This is a genomic window from Massilia sp. YIM B02443, assembly GCF_030411955.1.
GTDB lineage: Bacteria > Pseudomonadota > Gammaproteobacteria > Burkholderiales > Burkholderiaceae_D > Telluria.
The window spans coordinates 71578-87795 of sequence record NZ_JASNRA010000019.1 but is presented as its reverse complement, the minus strand read 5'-3'; the positions used below and the strand labels follow the sequence as shown (position 1 = coordinate 87795).

The window sequence follows — 16218 nt, the reverse complement described above, 5'->3', positions numbered from 1 at the left end:
CGTGAGTTGATTGTATGAACGGATGGCACGCGCGAACGTGCGCGCCTCATTCTATGACAACTCATCAACGCAATTGCAGGATATCTTGCCATGTGCGCATGCCGGTGCGCACCGGTAAATACGGCCTGCGATCCTCAATCAGACAAGGACATCGCTACCCGCGCGGTGGAATTCTGTAGTTCGAGGTGCTTTTCGATAAAGGTGTTGTCGGCGCCTCGCGCCAACTGGCGGCGGTCCCTGGCGTAGCGGAAATCGGGCACCATTTCATTATTCTCGAACTTCCACGATGTCAGCAAACCGCCATCGCGCGATGTCGTTGGAATGGAAATCCATACCTCGATTACATCGTAGGTATCTTTCGGGACGAAGAAGACCACTTTGCGCACCACCTTTTCGTTCGGCTTGAGCCTGGTGTCGGACAGAAGCATGCCGCCGGCGAGCGCGACACCGGCCGAATTGATCGCATACCGCTGCGCCGGACGCATTCGCCTGCGCGACAGGGCGTCATTCATGCGCTCGCCAAATGCCCCTGCATCGGAGGTAGATGGCATAGCGCGATAGCCATGGGCAATCCATACGTTCGATAGCAAATAAATTTCTCTCGAACTCGGATTGGTCGCAGTAAGCTGCATCTCGACCGGAATGATCGGCTGGCCCGCGGCGCTTGCCGGTGTGTTGGCGACATGGATCTTTTTCAGGTCCAGGTTAAGGCTGATATTCACGGGCGCCTTGTTGGGCAACAGGATCTCTTTGTACAAGAATGTCAGCACAGCGAACAGGGCACCCCAGATGGCAAGGTACAGCAGCAGGTGATCCTTGGCCCAATGATGAAAACGCCGGCCGATCCCTGGCTGTTTGCTACGGGCCATGAACCGCCCCGAAGCAGTTTGCGGCCCCCGGCGTCTGACGGCATGAACGCTATCTTGCATGGCACCTCCCGCGCATACGCGATCCTACTACTGCGACGGGCACCATCTACAGAAATGACGCATGACGCGGTCTTCATGACGCGATATCGCAACGCAGTGGCTGGATCCACTTCGCGCATTCCAATAAGCCAAGGCATGCCCGGCATATTGGAAATGGGATCAGTAAAACCGCAGGATATCGGTCGAGTGAGTGGCCCCGGCATATTCCGGCAGCGGCGCCGCGTCGGCAGGGGGCTGCGGCAGCAGGTGGCGCGGCAGGCCGGTCATGCGTTCCTGCACCGTCACCGCGAAGATCTCGTCGGCCGCGCTTTCGATCTCGAAGCGCAGCAGCCGGTCTTCCATGCCGTACAGCGACAGGCGCCACGGGCCTTCGCTGTCCGTCAGCGTCACGCCGTCCAGGCGCGAGCGCAGCGCCTTGGCGCCTGACATCCACATCTCGATGTGCGGCGCGCGGTTCTTCGAGCGCACCGTGAAGCGTCCCAGGCGCACCTTGCCGACGTGGTCGAGCAGGACGAAACATTCGGGGAAGGCGATGGCGTCGTCGCGCGGCGCGACGGCGTACCACTGGCGTGGACTGTGCCAGCCGAAGACTTCCATGTAGACCGCGGGTTCGTCGCGGCCGGCGAACAGCGCGCGGCCCCAGTCGTCGAGCGGCTGCGGCGGCAGCAGCCAGTAGGCGCGCCAGGTGTTCATGTCCTTGAAGTAGACCAGCCGTTCCAGGCCGGCGTCCGGCGCCACGGACGATGAGGATGGCGCACCGCTCGCCGTGGGCACGGCCAGGCAGAAGGCGGCGCCGGCCAGCGCCAGCGCGCCCGCGATGGCGGGCCCCGCGCGCAGCATCAGGGCCAGGCCGGCAAAGCACAGCAGGGGCAGCGCCATCAGCATCGGCACCATGTACATGCGCTGCGGCGCCAGCATCAGCCAGGTGTCGCGCAGCGCCGGCGGGATCATGACCAGCGCCGGCGCCATCCCGGCCAGCAGCAGCGCCGCGCGCGCACAGGCGTCCAGCTGCCGGCCCCACGCCGAATCCAGCGCCAGCACCGCGGCCAGCGCCAGCAGCAGCGGCCATGCCAGCAGCCAGGCGGCGCCCGGCAGCACCAGCGCCACGACGGGCAGCGCCAGGGCGGGCCAGAACAGGGCGCCGAGTGTGGCAGCGCTGGCGCCGACATTGCGTCGCAACAGGGCCAGGCCGGCGATGAATGCGCACAGCGTGACGGCGAGCAGCGCCAGCGGCGGACGCGCGGCGCCGGCGACGCCGGCCTCCATCATCTCTTCGCGCCAGGTCCAGGTGCCGATGCGCGTGACCAGCAGCAGGAAGGCGACGCCGAACAGGCCTTGCAGCGCTTCGGTGGCGCCGTCCTGGCGCTGGAAGCGGCGCCAGGCCAGCCCCAGCGCCGCGCACGAGGCCAGCATCAGTGCCCACAAGACGCCTGGCGCGTGCGATACCTGCCCGGCCAGCGGCAACGCGAAATAACTGCGGCCGGACTGCACGCCGTGCGCCAGCGGCGCCGCGCCGTACGCGCGCGCCAGGCGCAGCATGGCGTCGCCCAGGTGCGTCAGCTGGCCGGGCGCGGGCGCGGCGCCCGCCGCGCCGCCGCCGGTGAACAGCAGCAGCGGCGCATCCAGCCCGGCCAGCGGGCCGGCCTGCGGCGCGTCCGGCAGCATGCGCGCCATCTCCGCCAGCAGCGAGGAGCCGGGCAGGTCGGACGCCGCGCGCTGCCAGCCGGCCAGCGCGGCGGCGCCGGCGCCGCGGGCACTGAACAAGCGCAGCGGCCCGCCGCCATCGTCGAACTTGAGCGAGAGCGCGATGCGGCGCGCCAGCGGGTGCTGTTCGGCGAAGCCTTTCGCGCCCAGGCCGCCCACCGCGTCGCCGTCGGCGAACAGCAGCACCACGTCGTTGGCGGGCGGCGCCGCGCGCAAGGCGCGCGCCGTCTCCAGCAGGGCCGCGACGTGGCCGGCGCCGCGCGCGGCGTCAAACGTGCTGGCGCCGCTGTCGTAGTGCGCCGTCAGCAGCAGCGCCGGACGCCGCGCCGCATCCGGCGCGCTGCCGGGAATGCGCGCCACCACGTTGTGCACCACGCCGATGGTGTTGTGGCGCCCGCCGAAGAAATACACCACCGAGCGGCGCACGGTGGCGCGCTGCACCTCGGGGGCGACGCCGACCGCGCGCAGTTGCGCCAGCAGGTAGTCGCGCGCGCGGGCGTTGGCGTCGGTCGCGATCGGGCGCGGCTCGCCCAGGGCCTGCAGGTGGCCCGCCATGCGCGCGTTCCATCCTGCCGCCGCGACCTCGACCCCGGGCGTCGGGATGCGTGGCGGCGCCAGCGCCAGCCAGGCCAGCCAGGCGACGACGGCCAGCATCAGGCCGGCGAGGGCGAACGTGGCCGGATTCGTCAGGCGGGCCGCAGGCGCGGGCGTAGCGAAGGAGGCAGGGGCGGGGGCAGGGGCAGCAATCTCCATGGTCGTTCTCTCTTTGTCGTTGTGATGTTTTTCAGGGTGCGGGCAGCCACCGCCCTGCTGCCGAAGGACGAAAAAAAACCCGCCGGTCCGGTGAAGGTGGCGGGTTGAAGAGGAAAGCGGTTTATTCGAGTGTCCAGACGTAGGCGATCTGCGCCCAGCCTGCTTCCGGTGTGCCGTTGTTGTTGGCCGGCTGGAACTGGCACAGGCTCAGCGCATTCACGGCGGCGCGGTCGAGTTCGCGCGAGCCGCTGGACGACTGGACGCGCGATTGCTGCACCCGGCCGTCGGCGCCGACCAGCAACGCCAGCGTCACGGTGCCGGTCTCGCCATTGCGCGCGGCGCGCATCGGATAGTCCGGCTTGGCGCAACCGTCGGCATTCGCCAGCACCGCGTTACGCATCTGGCCGCTGTTGGCGGACGGCTGCGCGGCGGGCTGCGGCGGCGCTTCGGTCTGCATCGGCAGTGCCGGTTCCGGCGGCGCCTCGGTGCTGGCCTGGACTTGCGGTTCGACCGGCGGCGGCGGCACATCGACTTCGACCTCCGGCACAATCACTTCCGGCGGCGCGCTGCGCACCTGCGGCTTGGGCGGCTCCGGCGGCGGGGCCGGCGGCGGAATATCCGGCTTGACCCACACCAGCGTATCGTCCAGCACCGCCGGCAGCGAGATCGTCTTCGAATTCATGGTGTTGATGACGCCCAGCGCCACCAGCACGTGCAGCCCGGCCACCAGGGCGAACTTGCCGGCCTTGCCGCCGGCGCTTTGATCAACGTGAGTGAAATGCATGGCTACCTCCTGTTTATTGGTCCCGGCGTTTGCGCCGCCGGGTTTTATTACCTGGGAAGAACTGCTCACTTACCGCTGTTGGAATAAATATATGCTATGTACTAGCAATTTGCAAATCCATTAATTAGAAAAATACATTTCCTTTTGTAAGCCGGCAGGGTGGGCGGCTTCGCCTTCCACGCGTCCAACCACCGCCCGCACTGCCCATACGGATGACTGCCCACTTCAAAATCCGCAGCCCTTTCCCATCGCTTCCACGCCCGTTGTATGAAATAATTCCCAACTGTGCCGTGGCTTCCCGCCCGGCCCTGAAACGCCAGAGACTGGCTAAGCAACGCAACAGGCCAGCGCGCCAGGAGAACAAATTGGCAGACCAGAACAAACCCATCCGCGTCATGCTCGCGGACGACCACCCGATCGTGATGACCGGCTTCGCCATGTCGCTGGAAGCGGCTGGCATGCAGGTGGTGGGGCAGGCCAAGACCCCGAGCGAGGCGGCCGCCCTGTACGCCGCCCAGCAGCCCGACGTCGCCGTGCTCGACATGCGCTTCGGCACCGAACTGACCGGCATGGACGCCGCCCACGACATCCTCAAGGCCGACCCGTCGGCCAAGATCGTCTTCCTGAGCCAGTTTGACCAGGACAGCCTGATCAAGGAGACTTACCGCCTCGGCGCCCACGCCTTCGTGACCAAGGATTGCGACCCGGCCGACCTGGCCACCGCGGTGCGCCACGCGCACGAGGGCAAGCTGTACTTCCTGCCGCACATCGCGGCGCGCCTGGCCAGCATGGCGGTGCGCGGCGAAGTCACGCCGCAGTCGCAGCTCGACGAGCGCGGGCTGGAGATCTTCAAGTTCATGGCCGAGGGCATGACCAACGCCGAGATCGCGGAACGGCTCGACCTGTCGACCAAGACCATCAGCAACATCAGCCAGTCGATCAAGGAAAAGCTGGGCGTGCACCGCCAGGCCAGCATCACGCTGCTGGCGGTCAAGCACGGCCTGATCGAACCGTAAGCGCAGATGAACCGCCTGGACCGAGCATTGCGCCGCCTGCATCCGGGCGCCGGCGCCCCTGCGCTGGCGTCACTGCTGGCGCTGTCCTTGCTGATCGCGCTGGCGGCCGGCGCCGTCGAGGCGGCGCCGGCCGCGCAGCAGGCGCCGAACCAGGCTGCCGGCCAGCCTCCGATCCATGCGCCCAACCAGGCGCCGGGCCAGCCATCCGGCCAGGCGCCGGCGGCCGTGCCCGCGGCCGCCACCACGCTGATCCAGGACGCGCCACCGCCGGCCACTCCCGCGACGCCGGCCACGCGCGCCGAGCGCGGCGAAGCCCAGGGATTCCGCTTCGAGATCATCACCGGCGACGATTCCGCCGTCACCCACCGCATCGCCGAGGACCTGTATAAACGCCTGGTGCCGACCTTCGCCGCCTTCCGCACCGAGCTGGCGCAGAAGCGCCGCATGCTGTACATCGCGATCGGCCCCACCGCGCTGCGCGACGCGCTGTCGCGCCGCTGCGATTGCGTGGTGATCTCGGCCTACACCTCGAGCCAGGTGTGGCGCACCGTGACCTCGCGTCCCAGCCAGAGCAAGGCGCGGCGTCCGGTGGCCACCGCGATCTACGCCGAACCGGCGCCGCGCGACCAGATGCGCCTGGCCGCGCTGCTGTACGGGCGCCCGGTGCGGGTCGGCGTGCTGCTCGGCCCCGACACCGCCTTCCTGCGCCCGGTGCTGCACGACGCGGCCGAGGTGCAGATGTATTCGCCCGGTGAAGACCTGAACCACACCCTGAACAGCATGACGCGCGCCGAGATGCTGCTGGCGCTGCCCGACAGCGACATCTACAACGCCGAGAACGTGCGCAACATCCTGCTCTCGACCTACCGCCGCAAGCAGGGCGTGCTGGGCTTCTCGAGCGACATGGTGAAGGTGGGCGCGCTGGCCACCACGTATTCCGAGATCGAGGACATCAACGCCCAGGTGGCCGAGATCGCGTCCGCTTTCGTCGCCACCGGCGAACTGGCCGAGCCGCAGTTCCCGCGCTACTTCCGCACCATCATCAACGAAGGCGTGGCCAGCTCGCTCGACCTGCGCGTGACTGACGCCGCGCGCAATTTCGCGCGCCGGGCGCCCGCGCCATGAACCTGCGCTTCTGGCGCGCCTGGGGCGTTGGGCGCCGCATGGCGGTGATCACCATGCTGCCGGTGGCGCTGCTGTTCACTTCCTTCGTCTGGTATTCCTGGTACGCCCATCGCGCCCAGGTGGCCGAGGAACTGGCCGAGCGTGGCCGCATCCTGGCGCGCGCGCTGGCCGAGACTTCCGAATACAACGTCATCTCGGGCAACCTGTCCGACCTGCGCCTGACCATCAACGGCCTGGTGCAGTCCGACCGCAGCATCTACCGGGTCGACGTGGTCGACGTCACCGGGCGCGCCTCGGTGCGCGTGGTGTCCGAATCGGCCACCGACGCCCAGCCGCATTTCTACGAAGCGCCGATCCGCAAGCAGGTGGTGTGGATCAACCTGTTCTCGGACAACGGCACGCCACACGTGTCGGCGTCGAGCGACTCGCGTCCGCCCACCCTCACCACCGAAGTGGTGGGCTGGGTGCGGGTGACGATGTCGCCCTCGAACATGATGGCCAAGCAGACCGACCGCTTCCAGATCGAGCTGTCGATGGCGGCGCTGGCGCTGGCCGCCAGCGGCATCCTGGCCTGGGTGCTGGCGCGTTCCTTGACGGTGCCGCTGCGCGAAGCGATTGGCAGTCTGCGCCAGATCCGCGGCGGTAACTTCCAGGTCAATCCGCTGGTGAGCACCGGCGGCGAGATCGGCGAACTGCAGTCATCGATCGGCGAGATGGCGCTGGCGCTGGGCGAATCCAAGCGCGACCTCGAAAACAAGGTGGCCGAGCGTACGCGCGACCTGCTCGCCTCGCGCAACGAAGCGCTGCGCGCCGACGCCGACAAGCGCAAGCTGATCCAGAAGGTCAACGAGATCATCGAGGACGAGCGCAAGAGCATCGCGGTCGAGATCCACGACGAACTCAACGCGTCCCTGATCGCGGCGCGCCTGGAAGCGCAGGCGATCGGCCTCTTGGCGGCGAAAGCCCCGCCGGGGCCGGAAGTCGACGAGATCCGGCGCAAGTCCGAAGCCATCACCAAGCTGGCGCTCGACCTGTACGCCAACGGTCGGCGCCTGGTGCGCCGCCTGCGTCCCGAAGTGCTGGACATGCTCGGCCTGCACGGCGCGGTGGAAGAGGTGGTGCGCCACTACGACACCACCTCTGGCTGCCGCTTCGACCTGCACAGCGAAGGCGACTTCGCGCGCCTGTCGAACGAGCTGGCGATTTCGGCCTACCGCATCGTGCAGGAAGCGCTGTCGAACGTGATGAAGCACGCCGCCGCGCGCTCGGCCCACGTCAGCCTGCTGCTGGACGAAGGCAAGGGCGTGCTGCGCATCCGCGTGGTCGACGACGGCGCCGGCTTCGACACCGCCAGCGCGTCGGAAGGCATCGGCATCATCGGCATGCGCGAGCGCGCCTACGCGCTGCACGGCACGATCGAGGTGCGTTCCAGCCCGGGCGAAGGCACCGACGTCGCCATCGCGCTGCCACTGAGCGTGCCGGCGCAGCCATCCTTGACCACGCCGGCGGCGCCGGCGTCGGCTTCCTGATTTTCATCTCCTGTCAAAACATCCATGTCCACTGAACTGCTGACGCCCTACGAGAAGGGCAACCTGAACCAGACCACCACCTGGAGCGAGTGCATCGCCTGGTACGAAGACCTGGCGCGCCGCTTCCCCGACGTGCTGCGCTTCGAAAAAGTGGGCGTGTCGGATGCGGGCGTGCCGATCCACGCGGGCGTGGTCAGCGGCGACGGCGTGTTCGACGTCGAGGCGATCAAGCGCGCCGGGCGTCCGGTCTTCTTCAACAACAACGGCATCCATCCGGGCGAACCGGAAGGCGTCGACGGCTGCATGGCGCTGGTGCGCGACTTCTGCCTGCAGCCCGAGCGTCTGGCTGCGCTGGGCCGGACCGTGTTCCTGTTCGTCCCGCTATACAACGTCGACGGCGCCTTCAACCGCGCCGATACCTCGCGTGTGAACCAGGACGGTCCGGAGCTGTTCGGCTTTCGCGGCAACAGCCGCCACCTCGACCTGAACCGCGACTTCGTCAAGTGCGACACCCTCACGGCGCAGGTGTTCAACCGCCTGTTCACGACCTGGGATCCGGACGTGATGGTCGACACCCATACTTCCAACGGCGCCGACTACAGCTACACCATGACCCTGATCCACACCCAGCCCGACAAGCTGGGCGGCGGCCTGGGCGAGTTCCTGCGCAGCGAGATGCTGCCCGCGATGTATGCCGACATGGAGCGCCGCGGCTGGCCGACCTGCCCATACGTGAATCCGGTGCAGGACAGCCCGGACCACGGCATCGCCGACTTCCTCGAGACCGCGCGCTTCTCGACCGGCTACGCGGCCCTGCACCACACGATCGGCTTCATGCCCGAGACCCACATGCTCAAGCCCTTCAAGGACCGCTACGAGTCGATGCGCGCGCTGGTCGAGACGGCGCTCGAGTTCACCGTGGCCAACGCCGGGCGCATCCAGGCGCTGCGCCGCGCCGCGCGCGAAGAAGGCCGCACGCGTGGCGAGTGGCCGGTGCGCTGGAAGATGGATGCCGACAATCCGTCGAGCTTCCGCTTCAAGGGCTACGAAGCCAAGTATAAGAAAAGCGTCATCGGCGACTACACGCGCCTGTACTACGACCGCAGCAGCCCCTGGGAGCGCGACATCGCCTGGTACAACCGCTTCCCGGTGGACGTCAGCGTGCCGGCGCCGCAAGCCTACGTGGTGCCGCAGCAGTGGCGCGAGGCGATCGAGCGCCTGCAGCTGAATGGCGTGCAGATGGAGCGCGTCGAGTCGGACCGCGTGCAGCGGGTGGCGTACTACCACGTGCTGTCGGTGCTGTCGCGTCCTTCGGCCTACGAAGGGCATCTGTTCCATGATGAGGTCAAGCTGGACCGCCGCATCGGCCAGGTGCAGCTGCGCGCCGGCGACTACATCGTGCCGCTGGACCAGGACCGGGCGCGCTATGCGGTCGAGACACTGGAGCCGCTGGCGCACGACAGCTTCTTCCGCTGGGGCTTCTTCAACAGCGTGCTGGAGAAGAAGGAGCACTATTCGGACTACGTGTTCGAGGACACCGCCGAAGCGCTGCTGCGCGAAGAGCCGCAACTGGCGGCGAAGTTCGCCGAGTGGAAGGCGGAGAATCCGGGGCTGATCACCAGCCAGGAGGCGGTGCTGGACTTCATCTATGCCAACTGCGAACGCTATCGCGAGCCGGAGTGGAATCGCTATCCGGTGTTCATGATCGAGCGCTGATCGCTTGCGTAGCGTGGATGGCTCTGCCGTCCACGCGTTCGATTACATGTCTGTTGCAAACGGACGCTCGTTGCAGCGCGCATTCCACTGATCGAGCAAGGCCTGCGGCACGACGGGATCGGTGGCTTCGGGATCGGCGTAGTCCTGGGTTTTCTCGAGGACGCAGTTCTCGCTGCGCAGTTCATTCATTTCGTCGATCCATTCCTGGCTCTCGACCTTGGTTCGCTTTCCGTCCTTGTAGTGGACTTCTTCGATCAGCCGGCCTTTTGAATACTTGCGTTGGGCGCCGTGCAGCTGGCCGTTGCGGGTGTTCTCCTCCAGCGTGATTTCCTTGAAGCCGTCCTTGATCGCAAAGACCTCGCGCGTGCGGATGCCGTCGTTGATGGAGATCTGCTCGCGCAGGGTGGGAGTGGTCGCGGTGGTGGCGACGACCGTGTTGTCGGCAGCGGTTTTCGGGGCGCAGCCCTGGGCTGACAGGGCGATCAGGCACAGTGCTGCCGTGCGGGAGATGAGAGTCACGGTGAATCCTCGAGCATGAATTGATCCGAAAACCTGGCGAGTCGATCTTGTACGTGTACCACCTGCTTCTACGATCGACCTGCTCCACTTGCACGTCATCCCCGGGCTAGGCGCCCCCCCTTGGCGGGGATCCAAGTTAAGCTCGCATTCCGACGACGTTCGCAGTTAGTGGCANGATCGACCTGCTCCACTTGCACGTCATCCCCGGGCTAGGCGCCCCCCCTTGGCGGGGATCCAAGTTAAGCTCGCATTCCGACGACGTTCGCAGTTAGTGGCAGCGCAACGAACTTGGATCCCCGCCTGCGCGGGGATGACGTTGGTGAGGGTGGGGCTGTTCGAAGTGTGGCGACGTTGGACGCGATATAGGCGCCACGTGCCACGCTCCCCATCAGCCCAAGCTTATTTCGACGCCGCGATCCAGCGATCGACCTTCGCCTCCAGCACCGCCAGCGGCAGCGTGCCTTCGTCCAGCACCACCTTGTGGAACTCGGGCAGCTTGAACCGGTCGCCCAGCGCCGCCTGCGCACGCTGGCGCAGTTCGACGATCTTCAGCGCGCCGATCTTGTACGCCAGCGCCTGCCCCGGCATCACCATGTAGCGCTCGATCTGGGCGCGCGCTTCCAGGTCTGAGTAGCCGAGCGTGTCCTTGAAGTAGGCGATCGCCTGCTCGCGGCTCCAGCCCTTGCTGTGCATGCCGGTGTCCACTACCAGGCGCGCGGCGCGCAGCATTTCGTCGTTCAGGTGGCCGAAGTAATCCTCGGGCTGCTCGAACAGGCCCATCTCCTTGCCCAGCGTTTCGGCGTACAGCGCCCAGCCTTCGGTAAAGGCGGTGTTGCCGCCAAACTTGCGGAAGTTGGGCAGGCCCAGCTCCTGCGTCAGCGCCAGGTGGAAGTGGTGGCCCGGCTGGCCTTCGTGCAGGTACAGGGTGACCATGCCGGTCTTGCCGTACTGCTTGGGATCGTTCACCACCGACCAGAACACGCCCGGACGCGAGCCGTCGGCGGCCGGCGAGGTGTAGTGGTCGGACGCCGTCTCGCGCGTCAGCTCCGGCTCCAGGCGCACTTCGAGCGGCGCCTTCGGTGTCAAGACGAACAGCGCCGGCAGCTTGGTGCGCACGGTGGCGTCCAGCTTCTGGAACACCTCGATCACCTGCTGGTCCGAGGTAAACGGTTTATATTTTTGTTGCTGCGAAACCCAGCGCGGCAGGCCGGCGGCCGGGCCGTCGTAGCCCATCTTCGGGCCGATCTTGCCGTACTCGCCCTGGATGCGCGCCACTTCCTTCAGGCCGATCTCGTGGATCTGGGCCGGGCTCAATGTGGTGGTAGTCATCGCCGCCACGCGCGCCGCGTACCAGGCCTCGCCCTGCGGCAGCGCATTCCAGCCGGCCGTGGTGCGGGTGGCCGGCAGGTAGTCCTGCTCGACGTACTGCGCCAGGCGCTTGAGCGCCGGATTGAGATTGTCGGCCAGCGTCTTGCGGTAGTCCGCCGTGAGTTTGGTCTTGTCGGCGTCCGAGAAACCGGCCGGCAGGTTCTTGATCGGGGTGTAGAAGATGCTGTCTTCCGGCTTGGCCGCCACCAGTTGCTTCAGCTGCGGCAGCAGCGACTGCATCGGCTCGCGCGGATGGACGATGCCGCGCTTGACGCCTTCGCGCATGTTGGCGATGGCCTGGTCGATGTACGGCGCCAGCTGCGTCAGGCGGCTCAGGTACGCGCGGTAGTCCTGCGCCGTGGCCAAAGGCTGGGCGCCCTGGCCGCCGGCGTAGTTGGCGAGGAAGGCCGGCATGTTGAACATCTGGTCCAGCGGCAGCAGGTGCTCGGGGAAGGCGCTCAGGCGCAGCGCGGCGTTCAGCTCGAACTGCAGGATGTCGTGGCTGGCCTGGTCGCGCGCGTTCAGCCGATCGCGCGGGATCGCCTGCAGGCGCTTCTGGTAGCCGCGGTACAGGGCCATTTGTCGGTCGCGGTTCCTGGGCGCGATCGACAGGCCGAGCTGGTCGAAGAAGCGGCCGTCGCCGCTCTCGGTGGCCCACACCGGTTCGAAGCGGGCATAGGCTTCGTAGTACTCGTCGGCCAGCTTGTTGATTTGTTTCGCGGCCTGGGTGTCGGCACTGCTTGCGGCCGGCGCGGCGGCGGCAGCTTGTCCGGCTGCGTTGTCAGCTGCAAACCCGGGCGCGCACGCCAGCAGGGCGGCCGTCGCCAGCGCGCCCAGCTTGAAGATCTGTTTCATTCCTTGTTGTCCTTATCGACTGCTTAGTAGCTGGCCAACGGCGTCAACGCGCCGTTCTTGAAGGTGTACACCGTCACCGCGGTTTTCTTGAGGTTGCCCTTGGCGTCGTAGCCATAGGTGCCGACCACGCCCTGGTAGCTGATCGCGTGCATCGCCGCGCCGACCTTGGCTGCATCGACCGACTTGGCGTTCTGGATCGCCTGCGCGATGAATTTGGTCTGGTCGTAGAACGACGGCGCGTACACGTCCGGTTCGCGTCCGAAGCGCTTCTTGTAGTCGGCCAGGAAGGCCGCGCCGCCCGGCTGCTGGGCGACGATCGCGCCGGCCTGGGCGCAGCGCACGTTCTCGCCGACGGCGGCGCCGCCCAGCTTGGCCATCTCGGGGCTGCACAGGGTGTCGCCGCCGAGCAGCGGCACGTTCAGGCCGAGCTGCTTCATCTGGCGCACCATCGGCGCCGCCTGCGGCGCGTAGCCGCCGAAGAAGATCGCGTCCACGCGCTTGGCGCGCAGCGACGTCAGAATGGCGGCGAAGTCGGTCGCCTTGTCGTTGGTGTATTCGTGGCCCGCGACCTTGATGCCGGCGGCCTGCGCCTGGCGCTTGAATTCCATCGCGATGCCTTGGCCAAACGCCGTTCGATCGTCAATCACGCCGACGTTCTTCACCTTCAGTTCCTTGGCCGCGTAGCCGGCCACCGAGCCGCCCACCTGCGTGTCGCTGGCCACGATGCGGAACACCGTCGGGTAGCCGGCGGCGGTGATCTTGGGGTTGGTGCCGACGGTCGACATCAGGATGCCGGCATTGTTGTAGACGCGCGAGGCGGGGATCGCCACGCCCGAGTTGTACGGCCCGAGCACGAACTTGACGCCGGCGTCGGCGAACTTCTGGGCCACGCTGACGCCTTGTTTCGGGTCGCCCGCGTCGTCTTCGGAGCGCAGCTCGAAGCGCAGCACATCGGCGCCGATCTTTATTTTCTGTGCGTTGAGTTCTTCGACGGCCAGGCGCACGCCGTTTTCATTGTCCTTGCCGGCAAAGGCGTTGGCGCCCGACAGCGGGCCGCTGACGCCGATCCTGACCACCTGCTCGGCGGCGTGGGCCGAAGCGTGAGCGAAGGTCAGGGCCGACAGCACGGCCAGCGCCAGCGGCGCCATGTTCATTTTCGATGGCATTCCCAAAGGTCTCCGTTGATGGCAACGGCTGCATCATCGCACGATTCATGCGGCCCGCGAAACAGGACGCGGCTGACTTCAGGCCGGCACGCCGTGCGAGATCAGTTCCAGCGGCAGGGCGCTGGTCGACTTGATCTGTTCCATCGAGAAGGCCGACGAGACGCCGGTCAGGCGCGCAGCCTTGATCAGTTTCTTGTAGAAGCGGTCGTAGCCGGCGATGTCGGTGGTGACCACCTTCAGCAGGTAGTCGACGTCGCCGCTCATGCGGTGGAATTCGAGCACTTCGGGCAGCGCGACCACGGCGGACGCGAAACGGTCCAGCCATTTCTCGTCGTGTTCGGCGGTGCGCACGCTGACGAACACCGTCACCGGCAAGCCGACCTTCTGCCGGTTGACGATGGTGACCCGGCTTTCGATATAGCCCTCTTCTTCGAGGCGCTTGACGCGCTTCCAGCAAGGCGTGCTGGACAACCCGACTTTTTCACTCAGGCCCGAGATCGACAGCGTGGCATCCGCCTGCAGGGCGGCGAGGATCGCACAATCAAACTTGTCCAGTGAATTCATATTACCGTTTGATAATTTTTAAGAATAATCATCCTTCATTCCGCCAGAAAACCGGGAAATTTAGAACGTATCGATCGGCGCAACTCCGTACCATATTACTGGACATTAACATCTTGTGCGACACCTTTTTTTATATTTTGGCATCTCTCATGAACCCGGAAATCTACCTCGACGCCAACGCCACTTCTCCCGTCCTGCCGGCCGCAGCCAGCGCCGCGATGGCCGTGATGGCGGACGGCTTCGGCAATCCGAGCAGCAGCCATGCGGCCGGCCTGCGCGCCCGCGCGCTGCGCGAAAGCGTACGCGCCTGCGCCCGCCGCGTGCTCGGCGCGCCCGAGGGACGCCTGACGTTCAACAGCGGCGCCACCGAGGGCATCCAGACCGCCGTGCTGTCGGCGCTGGTCGCGCTGCGTGACGCGCGTGCCAACGGCCAGCCGTGCGGCGACCTGGTGCTGGTCGGCGCCACCGAACACAAGGCGGTGCCGGAAAGCCTGGCGCACTGGAACCGCCTGCTCGGCGCCGGGCTCGAGCTGCGCACGCTGCCGGTCGACACCGACGGCCGTCACCGCCTCGACGTGCTGCGCGAACTGGCGCCGCGCGCCGCCTTGGTCTGCACCATGGCGGCCAACAACGAGACCGGCGTGGTGTCCGACCTGGATGGCATCGCACAGGTGCTGCGCGATACCGCCAGCCCGGCGCTGTGGATGGTGGACTGCGTGCAGGCGCTGGGCAAGCTGCCTTTAAACCTGAGCGCGAGCCGCATCGACTACGCGCCGTTCTCGGGCCACAAGCTGTATGCACCGAAGGGCATCGGCATGCTGTACGTGCGCGCCGGCGCGCCGTTCACGCCGCTGATGTGCGGCGGCGGACAGGAACAAGGGCAGCGCTCGGGCACCGAGAACATGGCCGGCATCGCCGCGCTGGGCGCGGTGCTCGATGCGCTCGAACGCGGCGACACCTTCCGCAGCCACGCTGCATTGCTGGGCTGCCGCGCGCGCCTGGTGGCGGCGCTGCAGGACGCTTTCCCCGGCGTGGTGTTCAACGCGCCGCTCGAACACGCGCTGCCGACCACCATCAACTTCTCGGTGCCGGGCCTGTCCAGCGCCGACGTGCTGGAAGTGTTCGACGCCGCCGGTCTGCGCGTCAGCGCCGGCTCGGCCTGTTCGGCGTCGAAAACGGCGCCGAGCCACGTGCTCGATGCGATGGGCGTGCCCGATTGGCGCGGCGCGTCGGCGGTGCGCATGTCGTTCGGGCCGCTGGCCGAGGATGTCGTCATCGACCAGGCGTGCGCGCGCATCGCGGCCTGCGCCCGCGCGCTGGCGCTGCCGCTGCTGCAAGCGTCGCCGCTGGCTGCGGATGGCGCCGGCCTGGTCCAGCTGGAGCACGAAGGCGGCGCCGGCTGGCTGCTGTTCGACGCCGCCGGCCGCACGTGCATCGCCATCGACCCGCCGGCGGCGCTGGCCGGACGCACTGCCGCCATGGTCAACGCCGGCGGCTATCGCCTGCTGGCCGCGCTGTCGACCGCGCACGACGGCGCCGGAGCCGGAGCGCTGGCCCTGTGCGCACATGCGGGGCAGGGCATTGCCGGCTGGCCGGACGGCGGCATCGAGGCGCGCCTGGAAGACGGCCGTCGCCTGTCGGCGATCGCGCTTGGCCGGGAGGTGCTGGTGCGCGACGGCGGCAAGTATCTGTTCGGGCGCTTGCAGGACGGCGTGCTGGCGCTGCGCTTCGCGTTCGATGGCTCAGGTGCGCCGGTCGTCACGCCAGGGATGACGGCGCAGGCCAGGCCGCAAACGGAAGCGGACATGGAGCTCGACGCCGGCGCCGTGGCGCGCTGGCTGGCCGAGCATCCCGAGGCGCTGGTGGTCGACGTGCGCTGCGCGCGCGAGCATGCGGTCGGCCCGCTCGACCTGCATGGATGGAGCGCGCTCAACGTGCCGCTGGCGCGTGTTACCGAACACGCCAGCCACTGGCTGGACGCGGACACCCGTCCGCTGCTGTTCGTCTGCCGCAGCGGCGCCCGCAGCGTGCGCGCGGCGCGCACCCTGCGCAGCCTGGGCCATCCGCGCGCCTGGTCGCTGGCCGGCGGTCTCGCGCTCGCCTGACGCGCCGTTTGCCGCCACCGGCGGTGTGTGTACGCCAGCGCACGGTGGTGTGCTCTTCCTTTCTCTAGCATGGGGTTGACCGCGC

General features: G+C 67.3%; 12 protein-coding genes. 5 read left to right on the top strand and 7 right to left on the bottom strand.

Going from position 1 to position 16218, the window contains the following annotated elements:
• Window positions 1-134 precede the first annotated feature (134 nt).
• The 3 genes from QPK27_RS18635 to QPK27_RS18625 form a co-directional block, all read right to left on the bottom strand.
• Complete coding sequence (locus tag QPK27_RS18635) at window positions 135-929, bottom strand: hypothetical protein (protein ID WP_290419672.1); 795 nt, start codon at window positions 927-929, stop codon at window positions 135-137.
• Between the two features lie 159 nt (window positions 930-1088).
• Window positions 1089-3386, bottom strand: a complete 2298-nt coding sequence (locus QPK27_RS18630) for a M28 family peptidase (protein WP_290419671.1) — start codon at window positions 3384-3386, stop codon at window positions 1089-1091.
• Window positions 3387-3507: 121 nt separating this feature from the next.
• Window positions 3508-4170, bottom strand: coding sequence for an energy transducer TonB (locus tag QPK27_RS18625; RefSeq protein ID WP_290419670.1), 663 nt, complete (start codon window positions 4168-4170; stop codon window positions 3508-3510).
• Window positions 4171-4535: 365 nt separating this feature from the next.
• Here QPK27_RS18625 and QPK27_RS18620 point away from each other — a divergent pair, with 365 nt between their 5' ends.
• Genes QPK27_RS18620 through QPK27_RS18605 form a run of 4 tightly spaced genes read left to right on the top strand, consistent with a single transcriptional unit; the run spans window position 4536 to window position 9556 of the window.
• Window positions 4536-5186, top strand: a complete 651-nt coding sequence (locus tag QPK27_RS18620) for a response regulator transcription factor (protein WP_290419669.1) — start codon at window positions 4536-4538, stop codon at window positions 5184-5186.
• Between the two features lie 6 nt (window positions 5187-5192).
• Window positions 5193-6311 (top strand): hypothetical protein, encoded by a 1119-nt coding sequence (locus tag QPK27_RS18615; protein ID WP_290419668.1) that lies wholly within the window; start codon window positions 5193-5195, stop codon window positions 6309-6311.
• Entirely contained in the window at window positions 6308-7840 is a 1533-nt protein-coding gene (locus QPK27_RS18610; RefSeq protein WP_290419667.1) for an ATP-binding protein, read from the top strand. Before QPK27_RS18615 ends, QPK27_RS18610 begins: the two co-directional genes overlap by 4 nt.
• A 24-nt stretch (window positions 7841-7864) precedes the next feature.
• Entirely contained in the window at window positions 7865-9556 is a 1692-nt protein-coding gene (locus QPK27_RS18605; RefSeq protein ID WP_290419666.1) for a M14 family zinc carboxypeptidase, read from the top strand.
• Window positions 9557-9598: 42 nt separating this feature from the next.
• Here the strand turns inward: QPK27_RS18605 and QPK27_RS18600 are convergent, their stop codons facing one another.
• From QPK27_RS18600 to QPK27_RS18585, 4 genes are all read right to left on the bottom strand, one after another.
• Window positions 9599-10075 (bottom strand): hypothetical protein, encoded by a 477-nt coding sequence (locus tag QPK27_RS18600; protein WP_290419665.1) that lies wholly within the window; start codon window positions 10073-10075, stop codon window positions 9599-9601.
• A 399-nt stretch (window positions 10076-10474) separates the two neighbouring features.
• Window positions 10475-12298 carry a DUF885 family protein gene (locus QPK27_RS18595; protein ID WP_290419664.1) on the bottom strand — a complete coding sequence of 608 codons (1824 nt, stop codon included), beginning with the start codon at window positions 12296-12298 and terminating at the stop codon, window positions 10475-10477.
• 23 nt (window positions 12299-12321) lie between these two features.
• Window positions 12322-13464 carry a branched-chain amino acid ABC transporter substrate-binding protein gene (locus tag QPK27_RS18590; protein WP_290419663.1) on the bottom strand — a complete coding sequence of 381 codons (1143 nt, stop codon included), beginning with the start codon at window positions 13462-13464 and terminating at the stop codon, window positions 12322-12324.
• Window positions 13465-13542: 78 nt separating this feature from the next.
• Complete coding sequence (locus QPK27_RS18585; RefSeq protein WP_290419662.1) at window positions 13543-14028, bottom strand: Lrp/AsnC family transcriptional regulator; 486 nt, start codon at window positions 14026-14028, stop codon at window positions 13543-13545.
• 149 nt (window positions 14029-14177) lie between these two features.
• On the opposite strand from QPK27_RS18585, the gene QPK27_RS18580 reads away from it, so the two are divergent.
• Entirely contained in the window at window positions 14178-16133 is a 1956-nt protein-coding gene (locus QPK27_RS18580; RefSeq protein ID WP_290419661.1) for an aminotransferase class V-fold PLP-dependent enzyme, read from the top strand.
• The last annotated feature ends 85 nt before the right edge of the window (window positions 16134-16218 follow it).

What these genes read in the sequence shown, in the direction of transcription:
- QPK27_RS18635 (WP_290419672.1), bottom strand. Translation starts at nt 929, where the DNA reads ATGCAAGATAGCGTTCATGCCGTCAGACGCCGGGGGCCGCAAACTGCT.
- QPK27_RS18630 (WP_290419671.1), bottom strand. Translation starts at nt 3,386, where the DNA reads ATGGAGATTGCTGCCCCTGCCCCCGCCCCTGCCTCCTTCGCTACGCCC.
- QPK27_RS18625 (WP_290419670.1), bottom strand. Translation starts at nt 4,170, where the DNA reads ATGCATTTCACTCACGTTGATCAAAGCGCCGGCGGCAAGGCCGGCAAG.
- QPK27_RS18615 (WP_290419668.1), top strand. Translation starts at nt 5,193, where the DNA reads ATGAACCGCCTGGACCGAGCATTGCGCCGCCTGCATCCGGGCGCCGGC.
- QPK27_RS18610 (WP_290419667.1), top strand. Translation starts at nt 6,308, where the DNA reads ATGAACCTGCGCTTCTGGCGCGCCTGGGGCGTTGGGCGCCGCATGGCG.
- QPK27_RS18605 (WP_290419666.1), top strand. Translation starts at nt 7,865, where the DNA reads ATGTCCACTGAACTGCTGACGCCCTACGAGAAGGGCAACCTGAACCAG.
- QPK27_RS18595 (WP_290419664.1), bottom strand. Translation starts at nt 12,298, where the DNA reads ATGAAACAGATCTTCAAGCTGGGCGCGCTGGCGACGGCCGCCCTGCTG.
- QPK27_RS18590 (WP_290419663.1), bottom strand. Translation starts at nt 13,464, where the DNA reads ATGCCATCGAAAATGAACATGGCGCCGCTGGCGCTGGCCGTGCTGTCG.
- QPK27_RS18585 (WP_290419662.1), bottom strand. Translation starts at nt 14,028, where the DNA reads ATGAATTCACTGGACAAGTTTGATTGTGCGATCCTCGCCGCCCTGCAG.
- QPK27_RS18580 (WP_290419661.1), top strand. Translation starts at nt 14,178, where the DNA reads ATGAACCCGGAAATCTACCTCGACGCCAACGCCACTTCTCCCGTCCTG.